The organism is Thermoanaerobacter siderophilus SR4 (genome assembly GCF_000262445.1).
In the GTDB taxonomy this organism is placed as follows: domain Bacteria; phylum Bacillota; class Thermoanaerobacteria; order Thermoanaerobacterales; family Thermoanaerobacteraceae; genus Thermoanaerobacter; species Thermoanaerobacter ethanolicus.
This window is the reverse complement of sequence record NZ_CM001486.1, coordinates 1,262,453-1,283,833: the sequence shown is the minus strand read 5'-3', so window position 1 is coordinate 1,283,833 and position 21,381 is coordinate 1,262,453. Positions and strand designations below refer to the sequence as shown.

The window sequence follows — 21,381 nt, the reverse complement described above, 5'->3', positions numbered from 1 at the left end:
AAAAATGAAGCAAAGAGAATTACAGGTTTGTATAGATACCTAAATATAAAAAGAAAATATTGGATGTTAATATTGCAAAAGTGCCTACTTACTTGCTTCGTAAAAAGGTGAAAAATATGAATAAAAATAGAAATACTGGTTTTTTATATCATTGCAGATAATTTCGGATATAGGAAATTGGTAGATAGAATTGCTGTTTTAATGTTAGTATACAATATTAATAAGTCACCTGTAGACATGTCATTTCTATCTATTATGATGTTATGCCTTCAATAATATTTGGAGCTTTTGCTGGGAATGCATGAAAAATATAAAAATCAAAAAAGGTATCGGCGCAATTCCGATACCTTCAATCTCTCAAAATGGTGCGCCCGGAGGGAGTCGAACCCCCAGCCTTTTGATCCGTAGTCAAACGCTCTATCCAATTGAGCTACGGGCGCTTAAGCTATAATATATAATAACACATTTTAATTTCAATTGCAATTGTAACTTTGCTTTATTTCCCTTATATTATTTTTTCACACTTTTATTTAATTCATCTAATATCTTCCTTAATTCCTCCATATATTTTCCAAAATCAGACCAATTTCCTTTCTGAACTGCTTCCATAGCGTTTTGATATGTTTCATGAGCCTTCTCTATAAGCTGCTTTTGTGTATCATTTGCTGTATTTGAAGGTACATTTTGCTGAGATATTTGCTGAGTATTCAGGTTAAACAATTTATTTAAAGCATTTTTTAAAGTATCTTCCATTACAATCTGGTCTTTATAAGCTACAATAACTCTCTTTACTTCTGGCAATGCATTCTGATTTTGCGACTGTATATACAAAGGCTCTACATAAAGCATAGAATCATCAATCGGAATCGAAAGGAGATTTCCTCTGCTGACTGTTGAGCCCTGTTGGTTCCACAAACTTAATTCTTTAGAAATATTAGGGTCTTGATCAATCATGTTTTCTATTTGCAAAGGTCCATAAATAATGGTATTTTTGGGAAATTTATATACAATAAGTTTGCCATAATTTTCTCCGTCCATTCTCGCTGCCATCCAAGCCACCATGTTAGCTTTTGTAGCAGGAGTATAAGGTATCATCAAAATGAATTCTTCCTTGCTTTCCCCAGGTAACCTCATTATCATATATTGAGATTCTTGATATTCTATTTTATCTTCAAATTTTTCTTTTGCAATATCCCATGCGTCTTCTTTATTGTAAAACACTTGTGGGTCAGTCATGTGATAATTTTTATAAACCTCTGCTTGAATGTCAAATAGAAATTGAGGATACCTTATATGTCGTTTCAAACCATGAGACATTTCTTTTATATCTCTAAATAATGTAGGGAAGATTTTGCTATATACTTTTATTAAAGGATCATTATTGTCTGAAATATAGTACTTAACATCTCCATTATAAGCATCTACTACTACTTTCACAGAATTTCTTATATAATTGATTCCCATACTCCCATAAGGCTGAGAATATGGATAATTGGCAGAATAAGTGTAAGCGTCTATTATCCAATATAATTTACCATTATCTATTACAATGTAAGGGTCATCGTCATAGAGCAAAAAAGGAGCTATTTTAGAAACCCTTTGCTCTATATTGCGATATATGAGTATCTTACTGTCTTTTGTTATATCAGTAGACAATAAAATTCTTGCATCCCCTGTATATATGCTAAAAAGTATCCTGTTTATAAATGTCATAGGTATACCTGTAGTTCCTTTATAATTTGTCTGGACATTTTTGTCTCCAGAAGGATAATCAAATTCTCCAGTTTTTGTATTTACAATAGCATAATCGTTAGTAAGTTCTCCAAAGTAAATTTCAGGCCTATCAATTTTTATATCAGTATTAGTAGAAGGTGGTATGTTTTTTATTATCATAGCCGGTTGGCCTGTTGGTGTAACATCATTGACTAGAGACATTACTACACCGTAGCCATGGGTATATTTTAAATGCAAATTTATCCATGTTTTTGCTTGAGGAGATAAACTCTCATGGTCCATCTCTCTTGCTGCTAAAAATACTTGCCTGTACTTTCCACTTATTGTATACCTATCTATGTCAATGTCATTAAACTTGTAATAAAGCCTTATCGCTTGTAATTGATTATACGCCTGTTTAACTGGTCTATAGTCGTTAATCATTATATTATCAATAGTAGCCTTATTTTCTTCCAAAACTTTAGGAGTTAACTCTTTTTTCATATCATAATTTTTTTCTGTTACTCTATCTAACCCAAAAGCCTTTTTTGTGTATTCTATGTTATAGCTTATATATTTTTTTCTTTGTCTAACTCATTAGGAGAAACAATTAAATTCTGAACGGCTGTTTCAGTGATCACCATTATGGCTGCTAAAATTATTATAATAGCCGGAGCAGCAACTATATATTTTATATTTTTCTTATAAAATCCTATCAAAAGTAAAATAGCTGCTACAAAAGAAATTATTGCAAGTGCCCTGTAAAACTGCAGTGAAACGTGAATATCAGTATAAGTCGCTCCAAAAACTATACCTTTGGTAGAATACAAAAGTTTAAAAGCTTTTAAATAATACCCTATGCCCATGAGTACAAAAAAGATAAATCCTAAGAGGACAACTTCTTTAAATGCTTTTATTAAAATGTCTTTGTTATAAATGGCTTTAAATAAATTTCCGTCTCTGTCTGAAATCTCATAAAACCTTGTTTTATCAGACAAGTACATTAGTCCATACGCGATTATTACGACAACTATCATCACAGGTATAAACACAATTAAAAGATTGTAAATATCATAAAAAAGCGGTAACTTAAACATATAGAAGCTAATGTCTTTATGAAATATGGGGTCAGTTTCATTAAAATCTACAGAATTTACAAAAAACAATAAATCATTCCACCAATTTGTCGCTGCATATAGCGTTATAAATAGTGCAATTAATAGAGAAATAGCAATACCTAATCTTCTATATATGTTAATATTCTTTTTAACGATTATATCCTGTGCAAAGTTAACATAATCTCTTATTATCTTGTTTGTATAAAAATACAACACCATAAATACAAGAATGAAAATCGGCACACCCATTGTAAGCTGAGTCAAAAATTTTTTAAAAAATACATTAAGATAATGCAAATCAGAAAACCATTGAAAATCCACGAGGATGTTTATAAAACTTACAATAATTCCCAAAATCACAAAAATTAAAATGATAAAAGAAATTAAAAAAATATTAGGTCTTTTCAAACTCAGCACCCCTTTTTCATAGCTTTTCTTTTTATTAATTATATCATAATCTTGATATGTAGTCTTTAAATAGAGAAAGAAGGAGAATAAACTTAATAAATATTTAATAACTTGTAACATTCTATTAATTGACTTTTAATTTTTAAAATGCTATATATTCATTATATAAACAAAATAATGGTACGGTAGTTATAGGAGGAAAAACCATGAAAAGAATATTAAAAATAATAATTCTTATTATAATAGGTATTGTCCTTTCCCTTGGTGTGGGAACTTATATATTTTATAAAAATATTCATGTCCCTGCTTCAAATGAAAAAAATACTTCTACCGTTAGTAGAAATGAGTCTCAAAATAAAGAGCAAGCTATAGAAAGGAAAAACATTCTTTTTGTAGGCAGTGATGAAAACAATTTATCAGATACTATTTTTGTAATAAACTATGACGCTGTAAACAAAAAAATAAATATATTATCAATTCCAAGAGATACATACTATCCAAGGCCAGGATTTAACGCTCCAGAAGAGAAAAAAATAAATGCTGCCTTTTCTGAAGGAAAAATTGAAGGGTTAGAAAAAGCAGTAGAAGATTTATTAGGTATCAAAATCGATAATTATGTAATTTTAAATTATGAAGGTTTCAAAAAAATAATAGATACAATCGGGGGAGTAGAAGTCGATGTACCCTTTAACATGAAATACGATGACAACAGTGCAAATCCCCCTCTTCATATAGATTTAAAAAAAGGTAGGCAAGTATTAGATGGAGAAAAGGCAATTCAGTTTGTAAGATATAGACATGGTTATGTAGACGGTGACCTTGGAAGAATAAAGGCACAGCATCAATTTCTCGAAGCTTTCTTAAAAAAAATGCTGCAACCCTCAATATTACCAAAAGTACCTTCTTTAGCAATAACAGTCAGTCAATATTTGAAAACAGACTTAACCGCCTCTGAGATAACTCAATACGCTTATCAATTTATAAAAGACAAGCCTTCGACTATAAATGCAATGGCTCTTCCCGGAGAAGGCCGATATGAAGGAAATACCAGCTATTTCTTTGTAGACAATATAAAAGTTCAAGAAATAGTAAAAGAACTTTTTTGCGATGAGGTTTCAACCTCAAATACTTCAACAACATCTTTTGCAGAAAACAAAAACATAAAAGTAGAAGTGTTAAACGGTGCAGGAATACCAGGGCTTGCCACAAAGTACGCTGAAGTTTTAAAAAATGAGGGTTTTGACGTTGTGAAAATCGGAAACGTCATTGGCATGACTTTTACTTCTTCCCATGTATATGCAAGAACAGATGAAGAAAGGGCTGAAAAAGTCGCAAAAACTCTTTTTATAACCAATGTAGAAAAAGATATCTCTCCTGATGCAAATGTAGATGTGACAGTTATATTAGGCAAAGACAAAGAATAAAAGTAGGCAAAAGCCTACTTTGTATTTTTTCTATGAAAAATAGAGCAACACTATAATAAAATGGCGGAGAAGGAGGGACTCGAACCCTCGCGCCGGGTTATCCCCGACCTACAGTCTTAGCAGGACCGCCCCTTCACCATCTTGGGTACTTCTCCACGTTAGTTGCTCATAAAAAAATATTAACTTTCTGGCGGAGAGGGTGGGATTCGAACCCACGGCTCCGTGAAGGAGTCACTGGTTTTCAAGACCAGCTCCTTAAACCACTCGGACACCTCTCCCAGCTGGGACGATATAAAGTATATCATACCCCAGCTTTATTGTCAATATGCTTATATAGTATAATATTGGAAAACAATATATTTATTTCTTTATCACATCTACTTTCATGTAGGGCCTTAAAACTTCTGGTATTACAACAGATCCATCTTCTTGTTGATAATTTTCTAATATTGCAGCAAAAGTTCTTCCTACAGCAACTCCAGAGCCATTTAAAGTATGGACATATTGAGCCTTTCCACCGTCTTTAGGCCTATACTTTATATTAGCTCTTCTTGCTTGAAAGTCTTCACAATTGCTACAAGAAGAAATTTCTACATATCGTCCATAGCTTGGCATCCACACTTCTATATCGTATTTTTTAGAAGCAGTAAAGCCTAAATCTCCTGTGCATATGGCCACTACTCTGTAAGGAAGTCCTAACGCCTGCAATACTTCTTCAGCATCTCTAGTCATTTTTTCTAACTCTTCATAGGATTTGTCTGGATCTGTAAATTTGACAAGTTCAACTTTATTAAACTGGTGCTGCCTTATAAGCCCTCTCGTATCTCTTCCTGCAGAACCTGCCTCTTGTCTAAAACAAGCGCTATAAGCACAGTGGTATATTGGAAGCTTATCGCCGTCTATTATTGTGTCTCTGTACATATTAGTAACAGGCACTTCTGCCGTTGGTATCAAAAAATAGTCTGTACCGTAAACTTTAAAAGCATCCTCTTCAAACTTAGGAAGTTGACCTGTGCCAAACATGCTTCTTCTATGTACCATAAAGGGAGGAAACACTTCAGTATAGCCATGTTTTTCAATGTGTAAATCTAACATAAAGTTTATAAGCGCTCTTTCTAGTCGTGCCCCCAAACCTTTATAAAAAGTAAATCTAGAACCTGTAACTCTTGCAGCCGCTTCAAAATCTAATATACCTAATTCCTCCCCTATTTCCCAATGAGGTTTTGGTTCAAAGTCAAATTTCCTCGGTTCTCCCCATCTCCTTATTTCAACATTATCTTCATCACTATCGCCAATTGGAACACTCTCATGAGGTATATTAGGGATTGTCCATAAAATTCGCTCCAATTCTTCTTCTACTTCTTTTACCTCTTGTTCCATTTCTTTAATCTTATCCGATAATTCTTTCATTTCAGCAATCAAATCGCTAGCATCTTTGCCTTCTCTTTTAAGTTTTGCAATATTGTCTGATTCCACATTTCTACGATTTTTTAATGTTTCCAACTCCACTAGCATTTGTCTTCTTTTTTCGTCTAATTCTAAAAACCTATCTATATCTGCTTTTTCTCCTTTAAGCTCTACAGCTCTTCTTACAGCCTCTGGATTATTTCTTATCCTCTTTACGTCTAACACTTTACCACACCTCCCTTAAAAATAATTCCCGTCCCATAAAGGGACGGGAATGCCGTGTTGCCACCCTCTTTTGGCTTAAATAAGCCCTCCACATGATTTAACGGTCGCCCGAAGGTCATTACACCTTAGCTCCGGGATGGAATTCATAAGTAAAACTTACTGGTTCGCACCCACCACCAGCTCTCTTAAAAGTTTATACTTACTACTCGTCCCTTCATTGCCGACAATATTATGTTTTTTAATATTATACTACTTTATAACACTACTTTCAATAACTATTTTCCAGACATAGAACCAATTCGATCAGGAGGCCAAATTCTAAAAACTATTTTACCCAAAATTTGGTCTTTTGATACATACTTGTGCTGCCAAAATCTACTATCCATAGACTCATTTCTATTATCACCTAACATAAAATAATGACCAGGTGGGACGACATATGGTCCAAAATTGCCTTTCATAGGTTCTTTTATATAGGGCTCCTTAACTACTTTTCCATTTCTTATTAACTGACCATTTTTTATTTCAATTACATCTCCACCAATGCCAATAACTCTTTTTACAAAATTAACTTTTGGGTCGTCAGGAAAACGAAATACTACAATATCTCCTCGTTTTATAGGTTCAAACCTGTATATAAACTTGTTTACAATAAATTTATCATTTATTTGAATAGTATTTAACATTGAACCTGTGGGTACATCTACCAATTCAAAAACATAAGTTCTTATAAACATTGCAATTAAAAAAGCAAGAGCTATAGTAAATATCCAGCTTAATATTTCTTTTTGTACATTTTTGCCCATATTTTCTCTCCTCACTTAAAAGTACAGTGATATTATAGCATAAACTTCAAACAAATTCTAATTTTTTTATTTTGTATGCATATTTTTCTAATATATGTCAATAATAAAATTAAAGAATTATTTGGGAGAGATGTAAAATGAGAGAAATAGAATATCTTCTAGATTTAGCCGAAATAAAAGACACAGAGTACAAAAATTTATTGGCTTTACTTTCCCTCATAGATTTACTAGTAGAAAAAGGAATTATAACGCGAAGCGAACTTGCCCAAAAATCAAAAGAAATAGCAAAAATAAAAACCGCCCTTTAAAAAATCCGTTTCGGCGGATTTTTTTATTATAGTCAATAATTACTCTTAATGATAGACTTTCATCAATTCTCATATTATAATAAAGAAAAAGGAGGTCAAAACGGTGAATAATTTTCTATTGAGATACGGTGATATAATAAAAAAAGCACTGCTCATTGTTGCTGTCTTTATTATATTTTACTTAATCATATTTAAAATTATTCCTTTCTTGATGCCATTTGTAGTGGCTTTGCTTTTCGCTGTGATAATCGATCCTGGTGTAAATTTCTTAGAGAAAAAATTAAAGGTGCCGAGAGGATTAGCATCCTTTATTTTACTTTTGATATTAATAGGCGTGATAGGATCACTTATTGCAATATCAATAACACAACTTATATATGAACTAAGTTCTCTTGCGGAAATAAGTACAAATTATGCAAATACTATTAATGACATAATTTTAAATCTCGTTGATAGAATAAGAATGTATTACGTAACATTACCCCCAAATATTACATCCCTTATTGAAAACAACATGCAATCGATTTTAAACTATATATCATTATTTGCAAAAAATCTTGCTACATGGCTTTTGAATTTTGCAACAAAATTGCCTAATTTTTTCTTTATGACTTTGATAACACTCGTTGCTACTTTTTTTATAAGCAAAGATAAACAGCTTATACTAGATTTTATAAAAAGGCAGATTCCATCTCATTGGGCACAGCATGCAAAAAATATTCAGGTAGACCTTTTAAAGACATTTTTCGGTTATCTGCGAGCAGTAGCAACAATAATGCTTATAACCTTTTTGGAAGTCTCCATAGGCCTTGCAATGATAGGTTTTGACTATCCATTTCTATTGGGTCTTCTTGTAACCATTGTAGATGCATTGCCCGTACTTGGTTCTGGTGCTGTCATGGTACCATGGGCGCTTTATAACATCATAATGAAAAACTACATGGTAGGGATATATCTTTTAATACTGTACGGCTTGGTGGTAGTTGTAAGACAAATGATAGAGCCTAAGATTGTAGGTCAGAGTATCGGACTTCATCCTCTTGTTACGCTTTTATCTATGTTTATAGGTGCAAAACTTTTCGGTGCTTTAGGGCTTGTAATAGGGCCTGTATTTGTAGTAGTATTTAAAGCTCTTCAAAAAGCAGAAATTATTCCTCCTTGGAAATAAAATAAGGGCATTTTGCCCTTATTTTATTTCATCTATTAGATTTGCCATCTCTATTGCTGTAACGGCTGCCTCAAAACCTTTATTCCCACCTTTTGTTCCCGCCCTTACAATAGCTTGCTCAATTGTATCTGTGGTAAGAACGCCGAATATAACTGGAACTTCTGTATCAAGAGATATTTTTGCAATACCTTTTGATACCTCATTTGCAACGTAATCAAAATGGGGTGTCTCTCCTCTTATTACTGCTCCAAGTGCAATTACTGCATTATATCTTTTAGATTCAGCCATCTTTTTAGCTATAAGTGGTATTTCAAATGCTCCAGGTACCCATGCAATTTCAATATCTTCATTTAAAGCACCATGCCTTTTTAGGGCATCAAGTGCTCCTTCGAGAAGTTTGTTAGTTATAAATTCATTGAATCTGCTTACCACAATTCCAAATTTCTTTCCTTCTACCGTAAGTTTTCCTTCGTATATTTTCATAACTATGCACTCCCCTTACTAGTGTTCTTCACTGTGCTTATAATTACATTCAATTCACTTTTTGCATAGCATTTCACACTTCCAAAATTAGATGTCCCATTTTTTCTTTTTTTGTTTTGAGATATTTTTCATTATAATAATTTGGACAAATTTCTATAGGAATCCTTTCTACAACCTCAAGACCATAGTCTAATAATTCCATAATTTTTTGCGGATTATTTGTCATAATCCTTATCTTTTTAACTCCTATATCTTTCAAAATCTGGGCAGCTATGCTGTATTCTCTTAAATCGGGTGGAAAGCCAAGCTTAATATTCGCTTCAACAGTATCAAACCCTTGATCCTGCAAATGATACGCCTTAATCTTGTTTAAAAGTCCTATACCCCTTCCTTCCTGTCTCAGATAGACTAGTACTCCTCCTTCCTGTCCTATTCTTTCCATTGCCGCATGAAGCTGGTCACCACAGTCACATCTTAATGACCCCAATATATCCCCCGTCAGGCACTCTGAATGTATCCTCACAAGTACAGGATCCCTATTTATGTCTCCTTTAATCAGAGCTACATGCTGTTTTCCTGTTAATATTTCTTCATACCCGACAATTTCAAAATTCCCATATTTTGTTGGAAGTTTCGCCTGTGCTACCCTTCTCACAAGTATTTCATTTTTCATTCTGTACTCTATTAAATCTTCAATAGATATAATCCTCAACCCAAATTTTTTTGCAAACTCCAAAAGGTCAGGCAGCCTTGCCATATTTCCATCATCTTTTATGATTTCGCATATTACTCCAGCAGGTTTGAGTCCCGCAAGAACTGCAAGGTCTACAGCTGCTTCTGTATGTCCTGCTCTTACTAAGACACCACCATCTTTTGCTCTTAAAGGAAAGATATGTCCTGGCTTTGTAAAATCTTCTGGCTTTGAATTATCATCTACTAATTTATTCACCGTTAGTGCTCTTTCGAAGGCAGAAATACCAGTGGTACATTCTTTATAGTCTACAGATACAGTAAAAGCAGTTTCTTTATGGTCAGTGTTATTCTCAACCATCTGGTAAATGCCAAGGTCATCAAGTCTCTTTTCTGTCATTGGAACACATACAAGACCCCGTCCATACTTTATCATAAAGTTGATATGTTCTCCGGTAACTTTTTCTGCTGCCATGACTAAGTCGCCTTCATTTTCCCTGTTTTCATTATCAACAACAATAATCATTTTTCCTTGCTTTATATCTTCTATTGCATCTTCTATCCTATCAAACATAGTCTTTCCTCCTTAACTTAGAAAAGTCATCTAAATCTATATAAATCCATTTTCTTTCAATAAATCTTTTATATCCTTTTGCGCTATTAGTTTTTCTACATACTTAGAAAGTATATCAACTTCGATATTCACACTATCTCCTACCCTTTTATAACCCAATGTCGTCTTAAGCATTGTATGTGGAATAATTGAAACAGTAAAATAATCATCTCCATCTTCAACAACCGTTAAACTTATACCATCTACCGCAATGCTTCCCTTACGCACAATGTATTTTGTAAATTCTTTATTGATAGCTATCTTAAATATAAAAGCATTTTTTTCCTGCCTTTTGTCTATGATTTTTCCAGCGCAATCTATATGACCAGTTACGATATGCCCACCCATTCTCCTTCCAACTTGAAGTGCTCTTTCAAGATTGACAATGTTTCCAATTTTTAAATCTTTTAAATTGCTTGCTCTCATGGTTTCAGGCATAACGTCAGCTACAAAACTTTCGTTTGACATATTAGTAACAGTTAAGCATACACCGTTAACTGCTATACTATCACCTATTTTTGTTCCCTCAAGGACTTTGCTACATTTTATAACAATTTTTGTAAAAGTACCATGTATAATATTTTTAACAGTTCCTGTTTCTTCTATAATTCCAGTAAACATACGCCATAACCTACTTTCTTACATATGCTGTTATTAGTATATCATCATCTATTCTATCAATCTCTATATTTTTTAATTCTATTGAATTTTCTATATTTGAAAAGCCTATACCTTCTACAGGTGTTAAAGCATTTTCTCCTCCTACTATTCTAGGTGATATAAAAAACATAACTTTATCAACAATTCCCTCTTTAAGTGCAGACCAATTTAATGTCCCACCGCCTTCAATCAATACACTATCAATCCCCCTCTCTCCAAGTTTTATCATTAGCTCTTTTAAAGGTACTTTTCCATTGTCGTTTTTTAATATAATAACTTCAATATCCATATCTTCAAGTTTCTTTCTTACACTGTTTGGCATAAGTTCTGTTGTAGCAATTATCGTTTTTGCCGCTTTGTCTCTTATTACATTTGAGGCAAGTGGCGTTCTACCTCTACTATCCACAATAATCCTTACAGGACTTTTGTACCCCTCTAACCTTGTTGTAAGCATTGGGTTATCCTTAATTACTGTATTTACCCCAACCATAATCGCGGATACACGTCCTCTTATTTTATGAGCAAATTTTCTTGATTTCTCATTTGTAATCCATTTAGAATTTCCATTATAACAAGCAATCTTCCCATCAATGCTCATAGCAGATTTTAATATTACAAATGGAATTTTTGTCGTAATATATTTAACAAATATTTCGTTGAGTTTCCTCGCTTCTTTCTCCATCATCCCAACCTGTACTTCTATTCCCGCCTCTTTTAACCTTTTTATACCATTTCCGCTAACTTTAGGATTTGGGTCTTCCATCGCTATATACACTCTCTTAATGCCAGATTTAATTATTTCTTCAACACAAGGTGGTGTTTTGCCATAATGGCTGCAAGGTTCAAGTGTTACAAACATAGTAGAACCTTTAACATCTTCAACTGCATTTTTTAATGCATTTACTTCAGCATGGGGACCTCCAAAATATTCATGATAACCCTCACCTATTATTTTTCCATTTTTAACTATTACAGCACCCACAAGTGGATTAGGGTTTGTGTATCCCCATCCTTTTTCAGCCAGTTTTAAAGCCCTTTTCATATATTCTTCCAATTTAATCCCTCCTATACTAAAAAATCCTGAAGGTTAAACCTTCAGGGTTAAAAAAACCCCAGAGAATATATTCCCTGGGGAATATTTCTCCTTCTCCCATCCAGACTTTAACTGTCGGCCTCGGAATTTCACCGAGTCTGCCAAAAGGCTCGCGGGCTATACCGCCGGTACGGAATTTCACCGATCCCTGAAGGTTTTATCCAATTGTATTTTCAACAGTTCCCCCCGCGGGGATAAATGGAAGCACCATCTCATCTTTGTCTATAATACATTCTATCATAAAAGGTCTTTTTTCGCTATAGGCTTTTTTAAACGCTTTTTCAAATTCTTCTTTTGTTGTAACTCTTATTCCTTCTACTCCAAAGTCGTTTGCAAGCTTAGCAAAATTCAAATTTGCGTTCAAATCTGTGTGGGAAAATCTCTTGTCATACAAAAGATTTTGCCACTGTCTTACCATGCCTAAAGTTTGGTTGTTGAGTAGTACCGTTATAACCGGAATATTATATACAGCAGCTGTTTCTAAGGCATGTATATTCATTCTTAAACTTCCATCACCTGCAATGTTTACAACTCTTTTATCTGGCCTTCCTACTTGCGCTCCTATTGCAGCAGGAAGCCCAAAGCCCATTGTCCCTAATCCCCCTGATGTAACAAAGGTTCTGGGGTGTTTAAATTTATAAAACTGGGCAGCCCACATTTGATTTTGTCCCACTTCAGTGGCTATTATAAGGTCATCGTTCGAAATTTCTTGAATTTTTTCTACTATCCACTGAGGCCTCAAAACTTCATCGTTTTTATACTTTAATCCGTGCTTTTCTCTCAAGAAAGAAATTTCCTCTAACCATTCTTTTCTCTCAATGAATGGAAGTTTATTCGTTAAAAGTTTCAATACTTCTTTTACTTTACCTATAATTGCTACCTCTACTTCCACGTTTTTCCCTAATTCTGCAGGGTCAATATCAATATGGACTATTTTGGCATTCGGTGCAAGTCCTCCTGCTTTGCCAGCGACTCTGTCGCTAAATCTCGTTCCTATCGCTATCACAAGGTCTGATTTATACACAGCCAAATTTGCAAATCTGCTTCCATGCATGCCAATAAGACCTAATGACAAAGGATGGTCTTCTGGAAAGCATCCTAATCCCATTAAAGAAGTAGCAACAGGTATATTGGTCTTCTCTGCAAATTCTATAAGTTCCTCTGATGCTTCTCCCCAAATCACTCCTCCTCCTGCAAATATTACAGGTTTTCTACTTTGCAAAATGAATTCAATGGCTTTGTCTAACTCTTTTTGCGAAACTATTCCATTGACATTGTTTTTTATATTAATACTATCTCCCATTTCCTTAACATATTCTATATCAGCATTCTGTATATCTTTTGGAATATCTACTAACACAGGACCAGGCCTTCCACTTTTGGCTATTGCAAATGCCTGCCTTATTGTATCTGCCAGTTTATCAGGAGACTTTACAATAAAGTTGTGTTTAGTTATAGGCATCGTAATACCTGTTATGTCAACCTCTTGAAAAGCGTCTTTTCCTATGAGATTTGTAGGAACCTGTCCTGTTATCGCCACAACAGGTACTGAATCCATATAAGCATTAGCTATACCCGTTACAAGATTGGTAGAACCGGGGCCAGAGGTAGCAAAGCAAACCCCTACCCTTCCCGTAACTCTTGCATAACCATCTGCCATATGGGCTGCCATTTGCTCGTGAGTAGCTAAAATATGCCTTATATCAGAGTCATAAAGAGCATCATAAATGGGAATAACTGCTCCTCCTGGTATGCCAAATATAGTATCAACGCCCATCTCTTTTAAAACTTCTATAACTACTTGCGCTCCTTTTAACTTCATATACCTCCCCCCTTAAAAACTGCACCTGTATTTGCAGAAGTCACCTGTTCTGCATATCTTGCCATATAACCAGTTTTTATCTTTGGTTCAGGTCTTACCCATCTTTTCATTCTTTCTTTAATCTCCTCATCAGTTAATTTCACATTAATTTTTCTTGCGGGAATATCAATTTCAATAATATCCCCATCTTCAATAATCGCTATTTCTCCTCCTTCCATAGCTTCCGGAGAGACGTGTCCTATGGAAGCTCCTCTTGTTGCACCTGAAAATCTACCGTCTGTTATAAGAGCGACATCTTTGTCAAGTCCCATACCTGCAAGGGCTGAAGTAGGACTTAACATTTCTCTCATTCCCGGCCCACCTTTTGGACCTTCGTATCTTATTACTACCACATCGCCTTTCTGTATTTTCCCACCATATATTGCTTCAATAGCCTCTTCTTCAGAATTAAATACCTTTGCTGGTCCTTCATGTCTTAACATCTCTTTTGCTACAGCAGATGCTTTTACAACAGCTCCTTCTCTTGCAATGTTCCCGTACAGTATCGCAAGACCTCCAGTACTGCTGTAAGGGTTGTCTATTGGCCTTATCACATCATGATTTAAAATTTTCGCGTCTTTTATATTCTCTCCCAATGTCTTTCCTGTAACTGTTAACACTTCAGTATTTATGAGATCAGCTTTCGTCAGCTCTTTTAAAACAGCTGAAATTCCGCCTGCAAAATAAAGGTCCTCTATGTGGTATTTCCCTGCAGGACTTAATTTACATAAATTAGGTACTCTTGTACTAATCTCATTAATCTCATTTAAAGGTATATCTACGCCTGCCTCATGAGCTATAGCTTTTAAGTGCAATACTGTATTTGTAGAACCACCTAAAGCCATGTCTAAACTAAAGGCGTTTATAAATGCCTCTTTTGTAAGTATATCGGAAGGTTTAATTCCTCTCTCTACAAGCTCCATGATTTTCATTCCAGCTTGTTTTGCAAGTCTTATCCTTTCAGAATAAACAGCTGGAATTGTGCCATTTCCTGGAAGTCCCATTCCTAAAGCTTCTGTCAAGCAATTCATAGTATTTGCGGTAAACATACCAGAGCAGGAACCACAGGTAGGGCAAGCGTTAAGCTCTATCCTGTAGAGGTCTTCCTCAGTGATTTTACCAACCTTGTGAGCCCCTACCGCCTCAAAAACACTGCTCAAATCACAGGTATCTCCATTACACTTTCCTGCAAGCATTGGGCCTCCGCTTACAACTATTGCAGGAATATTTAGGCGTGCTGCTGCCATAAGCATTCCCGGTACTATTTTGTCGCAATTAGGTATAAGCACAAGCCCGTCAAAACCGTGGGCCATTGCCATGATTTCAATGCTATCTGCAATAAGTTCTCTACTCCCTAAAGAGTATTTCATACCTTTATGGTTCATGGCAATGCCATCACAAACACCAATAGTGGAAAACTCTATAGGGGTTCCTCCTGCCATTCTGATGCCTGCTTTTACAGCTTCAGCTATTTTGTCTAAATGCATATGACCTGGTATAATTTCATTTTTTGAGTTTGCAACTCCTATAATAGGCCTTTTTATCTCTTCATAAGTCAAGCCTAAAGCATATAAAAGTGACCTATGCGGCGCCTTTTCAACTCCTTTTTTTATGCTATCGCTTATCAATCTCCTCACCCCTTTACATACTCTACCACTTTATCTCCCATCTCCTGAGTATTTAAAATTATTCCTTTTCCTAAATCAAAAGTCCTATAACCTGCCTCTAAAACTTTATTTACTGCATCCTTTATGTCATTAGCAGCATCTATAAGGTCAAAAGAATATTCCAGCATCATAGCAACTGACAGTATTGTAGCTAAAGGATTTGCTTTTTTTGTTCCAGCAATATCTGGAGCAGAACCGTGTATAGGTTCATAAAGCCCCACTTTATCTTCTCTTAAGCTAGCAGAAGGAAGCATACCTATAGAACCTGTAAGTTGGGAAGCCTCGTCACTTAATATATCGCCAAACATATTGGAAGTGAGAATTACATCAAATTGAGAAGGATTTTTAATTAGTTGCATAGCACAATTATCTACATACATATGGTTTAACTCAACATCAGGATATCTCTTACTTATTTCTTCTACCGTTTTTCTCCACAATCTTGAAGAATCCAAAATGTTTGCCTTGTCTACAGAAGTGACTTTCTTTTTCCTCTTTAAAGCCGCTTCAAAAGCAATAACCGCTATCCTTTCTATCTCTGAAGTCTGGTACACTTCTGTATCATAAGCCTTAAAACCATAATCTATAGCAACTGTTCCTCTCGGTCCAAAATAAATGCCACCAGTAAGTTCTCTTACCACAAGAATATCTAAACCCTCTTGTAATAACTCGTTTTTTAAAGGAGAAGCTTCTTTTAAAGGAGGATAAAGAACAGCAGGCCTTAGATTTGCATAAACCCCTAGGCTTTTTCTTAAAGCCAGAAGACCCGCTTCTGGCCTTTTATCCCCCTCAAGGTCATCCCATTTATGTCCACCTACTGCTCCCAAAAGAACAGCATCGCTGGAAAGACATGCATTTTTTGTCTCTTCCGGATAGGGAACACCATATTTATCTATAGCTTCTCCTCCAAAGGGATACTTTTTTACATCAAATTTAAGTTTGTACTTGTCTTCTATAGCAGACAAAACTTTTAACCCTTCTTCTATGACTTCAGGTCCAATTCCATCTCCAGGCAAAACAGCAATTTTAAACAATGTCACACCTTCTCTCTGACATAATTTATAAGTCCACCATATTTCATTATTTCTTTTATGAAGTCAGGAAAGGGTTGAGCTTTAAATTCTGTTCCCTTAGTCAAATTTTTTATGATTCCATTATCTGTATCAACCAAAACAATATCACCTTCTTCAATCCCATCTACTGCCTCTTTGCATTCTAATATCGGAAGCCCTATATTTATCGCATTTCTGAAAAAAATTCTTGCAAACGACTTAGCAATTATACAGGATATACCAGATGCTTTAATAGCAATTGGCGCATGCTCTCTGGAGGATCCACTACCAAAATTTTCACCTACAACCAGTATATCTCCTTCTTGAACTTTGTTTTTAAACTCTTTGTCTAAATCTTCCATGCAATGCTGTGCCAATTCTTGTGGGTCTGATGTGTTTAAATACCTTGCTGGTATTATAACATCTGTATCTATATTGTCCCCATATTTTATGGCTTTCCCCTGCATCATTCTACCTCCTCTGGACTTACGATATATCCTGCAATAGCTGAAGCCGCCGCAACAGCTGGACTTGAAAGATACACTTCACTCTCAGGATGTCCCATTCTTCCTACAAAATTTCTATTAGTAGTAGCCAGTGCCCTTTCTCCTTTAGCCAGAATTCCCATATGTCCGCCAAGGCAAGGTCCACACGTAGGAGTAGATACTGCCGCACCTGCTTTTATAAACTCTTCGATGTAACCTCTTTTAACACATTCTAAGTATATTTCCTGTGTTGCAGGAAAAATTAAAAGTCTTACATCAGGATGAACCTTTTTGCCTTTCAATATCTTATAAGCTATCTCCATGTCTGATATGCGTCCATTGGTGCAAGAACCAATAACCACTTGGTCTATTTTCACTTTTCCAACCTCATCAATATTTCTGGTGTTTTCAGGCAAATGAGGAAATGCTACTTGAGGCCTTATCTCATCCAAATTTATCTCATAAACCTCACTGTACTCAGCATCTTCATCCCTTTCAAATACTTTATATTCTCTTTTTGCTCTCCCTTTAACATATGCGTCGGTAATTTCGTCAAAATCGAAAATACCGTTTTTAGCCCCTGCTTCAATTGCCATATTGGCAATTGTGAATCTATCGTCGATTGACAAAGCTTTTATGTTTCCTGTAAATTCCATAGATTTGTATAAAGCTCCGTCAACTCCTATTTTTCCGATTATATACAAGATAACATCTTTTCCGCTTACCCATTTTTGCAAATTGCCTTTTAACACAAATTTTATAGCTTCTGGCACTTTAAACCAAGCCTTGCCTGTCGCCATCGCTGCCGCCATGTCAGTGCTTCCAACTCCTGTAGAAAAACAAGTAAGAGCGCCATAGGTACAAGTATGAGAATCGGCACCTATGACAACATCCCCAGGAAGTACAAGTCCTTTTTCGGGTAAAAGTGCGTGCTCTATTCCCATTTGCCCTACTTCAAAGAAATTTACTATTCCATGTTTTTTTGCAAATTTTCTCATTATATTCACTTGCTCCGCCGATTTTATATCTTTATTAGGAACAAAATGATCAGGAACAAGGGCAATTTTTGTATTGTCAAAAACTCTATCAATGCCTATCTTTTCAAACTCCTTTATAGCAACAGGAGCAGTGACGTCATTGCCTAACACCATATCCACATCAACTTCAATTAACTCCCCTGGTTTTACTTCTCTACCAACTTTTGCTGACAATATCTTTTGTGTCAATGTTAAGCCCAAGCTTCTCCCTCCTTAAAACTCCTAAACTCTTCCAAAGTCTCTTCAACAACAAATCTTATATCCTCATCCACAATGACCTTTTTTCTGTCTGCCAAATCTTTAAACCTTCTAAAAGCATCACTTAATTCTCCTGGTGAAAGATTATTGTACCCCAATTGTTTGACTTTCAATTCAAAAGCATTTCTTCCTGAAAGCTTACCTAATGCAAAAGTATCTGGAATTATTCCAATGTCCTCTGGTTTCATTATTTCATAAGTAGCTCTGTTGTTTATAACTCCATGTTGGTGAATTCCCGCTTGATGTCTAAAAGCATTAGCACCTACAATTGCTTTATTAGGTTGGAGTTTAATTCCTGCAAGTTCGCTTACCAATTTGCTTGTATTGTATATCTCTTTAGTGTTTATTCCGTGAACAAGGCCAAAATAATCTTTTCTCGTATTTAATGCCATCACTACTTCTTCCATAGCTGCATTTCCTGCCCTTTCTCCTATTCCGTTTACAGTCACTTCTACCTGAGTTGCTCCGTTTTCTATGGCAGACAAAGAATTCGCTACAGCCATTCCTAAATCATTGTGACAATGAGCACTTATCATTACTCCATCGATGTTGGGAACATTATTTCTGATGTATTTTATGAGTTCTCCAAATTCTCTTGGCATCGCATATCCCACAGTATCGGGCACATTTATTACATTTGCTCCTGCATCAATTACCTCACTAAAAACTTTTACTAAGAAATCCCAATCAGTCCTTGAAGCGTCTTCTGCTGAAAATTGAATCTCATCAAATTTTCCTTTTGCGTATTTTACCATTTCAACGGCTTTTTCAAGCATTTCTTCTCTTGACATCTTAAGTTTGTATTTAAGATGTATATCAGAAGTTGCGATAAAAACGTGTAATCTCGACCTTTCAGCATTTTTCAAAGCGCTGCTAGCTCTGTCTATATCCTCTTTTACAGACCTTGCCATTGCAGCAATAGTAACACCTTTCAATTTATCAGCAATATTTTTAACTGCTTCAAAATCTCCATTAGAAGCTGCTGGAAATCCTGCTTCTATGACATCAACTCCTAAGGATACCAACTGTTTTGCTATTTCAAATTTATCGTTAATGTCAAAGTTGACGCCAGGAGTCTGCTCACCATCTCGTAACGTAGTGTCAAAAACAATGACTCTTTTGACCCCCATCGCCTATCTACCTCCTTATTCATTCTTTTTTAATCCAAGCCATCATTTCTCTCAAACCTTTGCCGACTTTTTCAATAAGATGATTTGCCTCTTTATCTTTTATAGCATTATACTGTGGTCTTCCTACCTGATTTTCTAAAAGCCACTCTTTTGCAAATTTTCCTGATTGTATTTCTGACAAAACTTTTTTCATCTCTTTTCTTGTTTCCTCTGTTATTATCCTCTTGCCTGTCATATAATCTCCAAATTCTGCAGTATCAGAAATAGAATATCTCATATAACTAAAACCGCCTTCGTATATGAGGTCAACTATAAGTTTCATTTCATGCACACATTCGAAATAAGCTATTTCTGGCTGATAACCAGCTTCTACCAATGTTTCAAATCCTGCTTTCATGAGTTCAGTAACTCCACCACAAAGGACAGCCTGCTCCCCAAAGAGGTCTGTTTCTGTCTCCTCTTTAAAAGTAGTCTCAATAACACCTGCCCGTGTACCTCCTATTCCTTTTGCATAGGCTAAAGCTATTTCAAAAGCTTTCCCTGTATAATCCTGGTATACTGCTACAAGATTTGGAACTCCTTTCCCTTCCTGGTATACTCTCCGAACTAAATGTCCCGGACCTTTTGGAGCCACCATAAACACATCCACATTATCAGGAGGAACAATCTGTTTAAAATGAATGTTAAACCCATGAGCAAAAGCGAGAGCTTTACCTTCTGTAAGATTTTTTTCTATGCTTTCTTTATAGACTTTTGCCTGCTTTTCATCCGGTATCAGCATCATTATGATATCTGCTACTTTAGCTGCTTCCTCAACTGTATAAACTCGCAGCCCTTCTTTTTCTGCCTTTTCTTTTGATTTGCTTCCCTCGTAAAGGCCAACTACTACATCAAGTCCAGAATCTCTTAAATTTAGTGCATGAGCATGACCCTGACTTCCAAAACCTATTATTGCGATTTTTTTGTTTTTGAGTAAATTTAAATCTGCATCTTTGTCATAATACATCTTTGCCATTACAATTCCCCCTCATATTCTTTTAATGCTTTATTGCCTCTTTCCAAAGCTACAAGGCCTGTTCTTACCAGCTCTTTTACTTCAAATTTGCTTATGAGATTTATAAAAGCATTAATCTTTTCACTATCTCCGGTAATTTCTATAATCAATGAGTCCATTGAAATATCTATAACTTTTGCTCTAAAAGTATCTACAATGTGCATTATGTCATCCCTTGTATTTGAATCATAACCTACTTTAACTAACAACAATTCTCGAGAAACATTATCCCTTGCTCCTATGTTTTGTACTTTCAGCACATCTACAAGTTTATTAAGTTGCCTTATCACCTGGATAACTGTATAATCATCTCCTTTCACTGTCAAAGTTATCCTTGAGATGTCTTCTCTTTCTGTCGTACCTACTGCAAGGCTTTCAATATTATAGCCTCTCCTTGAAAAAAGACCTACTACCCTTGACAAGACTCCTGGATGATTGTTCACAAGGACAGATATAATGTGCAAATTATCACCCCCTATATAAAAATCATTCCCCGCCCTAAATTACAGGGCGGGGATTTCCTCCACGCGGTACCACCTGTTTTCGCTATTACCTCACGGCAATAGCCTCACCAAGTTATACAACTTGACCTGTAACGGGTAATCCCGGTATAGCCTAATAAGCTTACCGCCGTTCAGCTATACAGCTCCAGAGCGATCTAATATGCGCCTCGGCACCGGTTTGCACCATCCACCGGCTCTCTTGAGCCTCAACGCATACC

At 35.4% G+C, this 21,381-nt stretch carries 17 protein-coding genes, 3 tRNA genes, 1 pseudogene, 1 riboswitch and 2 other annotated features (1 of these 24 running past the window's edge); of the genes and pseudogenes, 3 read left to right on the top strand and 18 right to left on the bottom strand.

Annotated features, from left to right (window positions below):
* Window positions 1–363: 363 nt before the first annotated feature.
* Window positions 364–440 (bottom strand) — tRNA-Arg (locus tag THESIDRAFT1_RS06190).
* Between the two features lie 70 nt (window positions 441–510).
* Window positions 511–3,239, bottom strand: a pseudogene (locus THESIDRAFT1_RS06185) (UPF0182 family membrane protein).
* Between the two features lie 206 nt (window positions 3,240–3,445).
* Between THESIDRAFT1_RS06185 and THESIDRAFT1_RS06180 the strand changes: the two are divergent.
* Window positions 3,446–4,663 (top strand): LCP family protein, encoded by a 1,218-nt coding sequence (locus THESIDRAFT1_RS06180; protein WP_006569858.1) that lies wholly within the window; start codon window positions 3,446–3,448, stop codon window positions 4,661–4,663.
* A gap of 61 nt (window positions 4,664–4,724) precedes the next feature.
* Here the strand turns inward: THESIDRAFT1_RS06180 and THESIDRAFT1_RS06175 are convergent.
* The 4 genes from THESIDRAFT1_RS06175 to lepB all read right to left on the bottom strand — a co-directional run bounded on the left by THESIDRAFT1_RS06175 (window position 4,725) and on the right by lepB (window position 7,101).
* A tRNA-Ser gene (locus THESIDRAFT1_RS06175) sits at window positions 4,725–4,818 on the bottom strand.
* 33 nt (window positions 4,819–4,851) lie between these two features.
* Window positions 4,852–4,941 (bottom strand) — tRNA-Ser (locus tag THESIDRAFT1_RS06170).
* An 82-nt stretch (window positions 4,942–5,023) separates the two neighbouring features.
* The gene (serS, locus tag THESIDRAFT1_RS06165) at window positions 5,024–6,295 is read right to left on the bottom strand and encodes a serine--tRNA ligase (protein ID WP_006569857.1); all 1,272 of its coding nucleotides are present in this window, start codon (window positions 6,293–6,295) and stop codon (window positions 5,024–5,026) included.
* A 36-nt stretch (window positions 6,296–6,331) separates the two neighbouring features.
* Window positions 6,332–6,522, bottom strand: a binding site (T-box leader).
* A gap of 48 nt (window positions 6,523–6,570) precedes the next feature.
* A complete protein-coding gene (gene lepB / locus THESIDRAFT1_RS06160) occupies window positions 6,571–7,101 on the bottom strand; it encodes a signal peptidase I (protein WP_004399479.1) in 531 nt (176 codons plus the stop codon).
* 137 nt (window positions 7,102–7,238) lie between these two features.
* Between lepB and THESIDRAFT1_RS13385 the strand changes: the two genes are divergently transcribed.
* Both THESIDRAFT1_RS13385 and ytvI read left to right on the top strand, forming a co-directional pair.
* The gene (locus THESIDRAFT1_RS13385) at window positions 7,239–7,409 is read left to right on the top strand and encodes a hypothetical protein (RefSeq protein ID WP_003869971.1); all 171 of its coding nucleotides are present in this window, start codon (window positions 7,239–7,241) and stop codon (window positions 7,407–7,409) included.
* A 103-nt stretch (window positions 7,410–7,512) separates the two neighbouring features.
* The gene (gene ytvI, locus THESIDRAFT1_RS06155; RefSeq protein ID WP_006569856.1) at window positions 7,513–8,577 is read left to right on the top strand and encodes a sporulation integral membrane protein YtvI; all 1,065 of its coding nucleotides are present in this window, start codon (window positions 7,513–7,515) and stop codon (window positions 8,575–8,577) included.
* 18 nt (window positions 8,578–8,595) lie between these two features.
* On the opposite strand, the gene ribH is transcribed toward ytvI, so the two are convergent.
* From ribH to ilvN, 12 genes are all read right to left on the bottom strand, one after another.
* The gene (ribH, locus tag THESIDRAFT1_RS06150; RefSeq protein ID WP_003869973.1) at window positions 8,596–9,060 is read right to left on the bottom strand and encodes a 6,7-dimethyl-8-ribityllumazine synthase; all 465 of its coding nucleotides are present in this window, start codon (window positions 9,058–9,060) and stop codon (window positions 8,596–8,598) included.
* A gap of 73 nt (window positions 9,061–9,133) precedes the next feature.
* Window positions 9,134–10,324: a bifunctional 3,4-dihydroxy-2-butanone-4-phosphate synthase/GTP cyclohydrolase II gene (locus THESIDRAFT1_RS06145; protein ID WP_003869974.1), complete on the bottom strand. Its 1,191-nt coding sequence runs from the start codon at window positions 10,322–10,324 to the stop codon at window positions 9,134–9,136.
* 36 nt (window positions 10,325–10,360) lie between these two features.
* Window positions 10,361–10,984 carry a riboflavin synthase gene (locus THESIDRAFT1_RS06140; RefSeq protein WP_003869975.1) on the bottom strand — a complete coding sequence of 208 codons (624 nt, stop codon included), beginning with the start codon at window positions 10,982–10,984 and terminating at the stop codon, window positions 10,361–10,363.
* Window positions 10,985–10,994: 10 nt separating this feature from the next.
* On the bottom strand, window positions 10,995–12,077 hold the full coding sequence (gene ribD, locus THESIDRAFT1_RS06135; RefSeq protein ID WP_006569855.1) for a bifunctional diaminohydroxyphosphoribosylaminopyrimidine deaminase/5-amino-6-(5-phosphoribosylamino)uracil reductase RibD: 1,083 nt from the start codon (window positions 12,075–12,077) through the stop codon (window positions 10,995–10,997).
* A gap of 84 nt (window positions 12,078–12,161) precedes the next feature.
* Window positions 12,162–12,276, bottom strand: a riboswitch (FMN riboswitch).
* Entirely contained in the window at window positions 12,274–13,938 is a 1,665-nt protein-coding gene (gene ilvB / locus THESIDRAFT1_RS06130) for a biosynthetic-type acetolactate synthase large subunit (protein ID WP_006569854.1), read from the bottom strand. (Overlaps the previous riboswitch by 3 nt.)
* Window positions 13,935–15,605, bottom strand: coding sequence for a dihydroxy-acid dehydratase (gene ilvD / locus THESIDRAFT1_RS06125; protein ID WP_039929224.1), 1,671 nt, complete (start codon window positions 15,603–15,605; stop codon window positions 13,935–13,937). Before ilvD ends, ilvB begins: the two co-directional genes overlap by 4 nt.
* Before the next feature lie 5 nt (window positions 15,606–15,610).
* Window positions 15,611–16,678 carry a 3-isopropylmalate dehydrogenase gene (gene leuB / locus THESIDRAFT1_RS06120; protein WP_003869979.1) on the bottom strand — a complete coding sequence of 356 codons (1,068 nt, stop codon included), beginning with the start codon at window positions 16,676–16,678 and terminating at the stop codon, window positions 15,611–15,613.
* A 2-nt stretch (window positions 16,679–16,680) separates the two neighbouring features.
* Window positions 16,681–17,163: a 3-isopropylmalate dehydratase small subunit gene (gene leuD, locus THESIDRAFT1_RS06115; protein ID WP_003867393.1), complete on the bottom strand. Its 483-nt coding sequence runs from the start codon at window positions 17,161–17,163 to the stop codon at window positions 16,681–16,683.
* Entirely contained in the window at window positions 17,163–18,419 is a 1,257-nt protein-coding gene (gene leuC / locus THESIDRAFT1_RS06110; RefSeq protein ID WP_003869980.1) for a 3-isopropylmalate dehydratase large subunit, read from the bottom strand. Before leuC ends, leuD begins: the two co-directional genes overlap by 1 nt.
* Window positions 18,410–19,606, bottom strand: a complete 1,197-nt coding sequence (locus THESIDRAFT1_RS06105; protein WP_003869981.1) for a 2-isopropylmalate synthase — start codon at window positions 19,604–19,606, stop codon at window positions 18,410–18,412. Before THESIDRAFT1_RS06105 ends, leuC begins: the two co-directional genes overlap by 10 nt.
* A gap of 19 nt (window positions 19,607–19,625) precedes the next feature.
* Window positions 19,626–20,621 (bottom strand): ketol-acid reductoisomerase, encoded by a 996-nt coding sequence (gene ilvC, locus THESIDRAFT1_RS06100; RefSeq protein WP_006569852.1) that lies wholly within the window; start codon window positions 20,619–20,621, stop codon window positions 19,626–19,628.
* Complete coding sequence (ilvN, locus tag THESIDRAFT1_RS06095; RefSeq protein ID WP_003869983.1) at window positions 20,621–21,124, bottom strand: acetolactate synthase small subunit; 504 nt, start codon at window positions 21,122–21,124, stop codon at window positions 20,621–20,623. The genes ilvC and ilvN overlap by 1 nt, the downstream gene beginning before the upstream one ends.
* A gap of 39 nt (window positions 21,125–21,163) precedes the next feature.
* Window positions 21,164–21,381 (bottom strand) — a binding site (T-box leader) (it continues 21 nt past the right edge of the window).